This window comes from Rhizobium sp. Nf11,1 (genome assembly GCF_050587665.1).
In the GTDB taxonomy this organism is placed as follows: Bacteria; Pseudomonadota; Alphaproteobacteria; order Rhizobiales; family Rhizobiaceae; genus Rhizobium.
Genome location: NZ_JBOBHU010000060.1, coordinates 1 through 2,467, shown reverse-complemented (window position 1 = coordinate 2,467; position 2,467 = coordinate 1). Strand labels below are relative to the sequence as shown.

The window sequence follows — 2,467 nt, the reverse complement described above, 5'->3', positions numbered from 1 at the left end:
AAAACCGCCGAGGCTCTAATCGCAGCCGGATGAAAATTCAGTGGCAGGTCAGGGAGAACAAGTTCGTCAAATGCGGGGACGATGCGGATCCGGAACGCGACAATTTCCCTTGGTACTATTCCGATACCGCCAGTGGGTCGTCCGGTGCGGCCGCATTCACGGATGCCTAGCAGGTGGTGTGCTTGCATCATGCGGGTGTTCCGGTCGCCGGATGGTCGACGGCGAGGAACACTGGGTGCTGACCAACAAAACCAACGCGTTGCTAAAATGACCGTCGAGAAAGTGCACTGGCTGGCGAATGAAGGCGTCCGCATTTCCAAACTCATTGCTGACATCCAACAGCAGGTCGCCGCCCCCGGCTTCGCACGCTCCACGCTGGTCGACGATCTCATCACTGACGCGACCGGGGCGAAACCGTTTGCCGGCCCTCCCGTTTCCGTTTTCCAGCCGCCTGGTTGTCCCATAATTCAGCTTATGCCAGATGTTATAACATAGCGGGGCACATTCTATCTCGAACTGCAACAAAGGCGCTAAGCTGCCTGCTTTTCGGGAGCCATGGTTTGATCCGTACCTTTTCGCATTTGAGTTTTGACGAACGCCGATCGATTTCCAGGATGTTGGATCAGAAGTTTAGCCGGTCTGAGATCGCCAGACGCCTCGGCCGGGACCGCGCGACCATCTCCCGGGAGATCAAACGCAACTACTGGCACGATCAGGAATTCCCCGATGCCGAGGGCTACTGGGCGATGACCGCCAACGACATGGCGCGCGACAGGCGCCGGCGGATCGGCAAGCTCTTTCGTCGCGAGGATCTGCGGAACGAAGTGATCGGAAAGTTGGAATCCGGCTGGTCGCCGGAACAGATTGCTGGACGACTGAAGATCGAACCAGCGGCCAAGGCAAGCGTCTGTCACGAGACGATCTACCGATATGTCTATTCACCGGAAGGACAACGGCAGCAACTGGCGCGGCTTCTTCCGGAACGGCGGAGAAAGCGCCGGCCGAGATATGCTCGCAAACCGCAGAACCCGGTCTTTCCAGATGAGCGTTCGATCAAACATCGGCCGGAAGCCATCAACGATCGCAAGGAATTCGGTCACTGGGAAGCCGATCTGATGATCTTCGAAAGGGTTCAGGGCAATGCCAATGTGGCAACGGTTGTCGAGCGGATGAGCCGGTTCACCATGCTGTTCAAGAACAACGACCAGTCCAAGCCGATCATGGAGCGGCTCATCAACGTGCTCAGCCCCCTGCCCAGGCATGCCCGGCAAAGTTTGACGTTTGATCGCGGATTTGAATTCGTCTCCTGGCGGCGACTGAAGCAAGGAATGGGAACCGATGCATGGTTCTGCGATCCGTCTGCGCCCTGGCAAAAAGGCTCCGTTGAGAACATGAATCGGCGGATTCGGCGTTACCTGCCGAGGGATACTGCTGTCCTGTCCGTTCCTGATGAATCGATACGATCACTGATCGATCGGTTGAACAGTACGCCGAGAAAATGCCTTGGGTTCCGCACCCCAGCTGAAGTGTTCAGGCGTGAAGTGAACAAATGACGGCAAGCCGGGGCGGAGGACGGATTTCATGAATGATCCTGCGGTGATTGCGCGGCGAGAGAAAGTGTTATTAGGCAGCCAGCGGCAGAATAGAGATCGTCAATGCACGCCGATATCGCTTTGCGTATCCGATTCCAACTGCAGGCAAGCTGCCCAAAGTGGCGTTCTTGTGGAAGGATCCATCCTGCAGAAGAGTGAGCCCCTCTCGTGCCTCGTAGAGCAAGCCGAGCCAGCATAAGCGTTGGAAGACGCCATACTGAAGATCGGATTTCAACTCCCAGGCTTCTATGGTCATTTCGGTGTCCGACAAAGGCGCCAGGTCTGGATAGAGGATTTTCACAACGTCCATTGGCGTGCAACCTTCTCTGGCCTTGATATTGAGAAGATTGAGGAACATGCGCCACCAGCGTAACCGCGCTCGGACCTCCTCTTCCCGCTCGGTGGCGTGGACATAGGAATAGAGATAATCCGTGGCGACCAGATCGAAGAAGGCTTGCGGGTTCACCAAAAACTCCCGGCCGCGTCTGGTTGGCAGCAGCACATCCTTTTTCCGGCGAAGAAGCTTCAGATGACGGGCCATATCGCACACGACCCAAAGCGGCGGCATGTCGCTTTCATTGAGCACCTTGTTCATGCTGTAGAGGTCCTCGGCTGTGAATCCTGGCCAGAGGAAGTGCACAGCGGCCCAATGCACGAACTTGCGGTTCATGGCGCCGGTCGCCGTCAATCCTATGCCACCCTCACCGTCAGCATAGGCAACCGAAAGAAGCATGCCGCGAAGAAGTGGTGACAGCGCGGCGATGTCGACGTCACCTTGCAGGTTGATTTCCGGAAGCATCGTGCGGCTTTGATCCCCAACTGCGCAATGCAAGTCCCAGCGAGTATCGAGCGGTAAAAGAACAATTGCTAGTGAG

At 56.6% G+C, this 2,467-nt stretch carries 2 protein-coding genes and 1 pseudogene; 2 read left to right on the top strand and 1 reads right to left on the bottom strand.

All coding sequences use genetic code 11. The features are described from left to right. The first annotated feature begins 267 nt into the window (after positions 1 to 267). A complete protein-coding gene (locus ACQ7C1_RS31620) occupies positions 268 to 495 on the top strand; it encodes a hypothetical protein (RefSeq protein ID WP_430961204.1) in 228 nt (75 codons plus the stop codon). A gap of 65 nt (positions 496 to 560) precedes the next feature. Then, positions 561 to 1,553, top strand: a complete 993-nt coding sequence (locus ACQ7C1_RS31615; protein ID WP_430961203.1) for an IS30 family transposase — start codon at positions 561 to 563, stop codon at positions 1,551 to 1,553. 99 nt (positions 1,554 to 1,652) lie between these two features. On the opposite strand, the pseudogene ACQ7C1_RS31610 reads toward ACQ7C1_RS31615, so the two are convergent. Next, positions 1,653 to 2,391 (bottom strand): annotated as a pseudogene (locus ACQ7C1_RS31610) (hypothetical protein). Positions 2,392 to 2,467 lie beyond the last annotated feature (76 nt).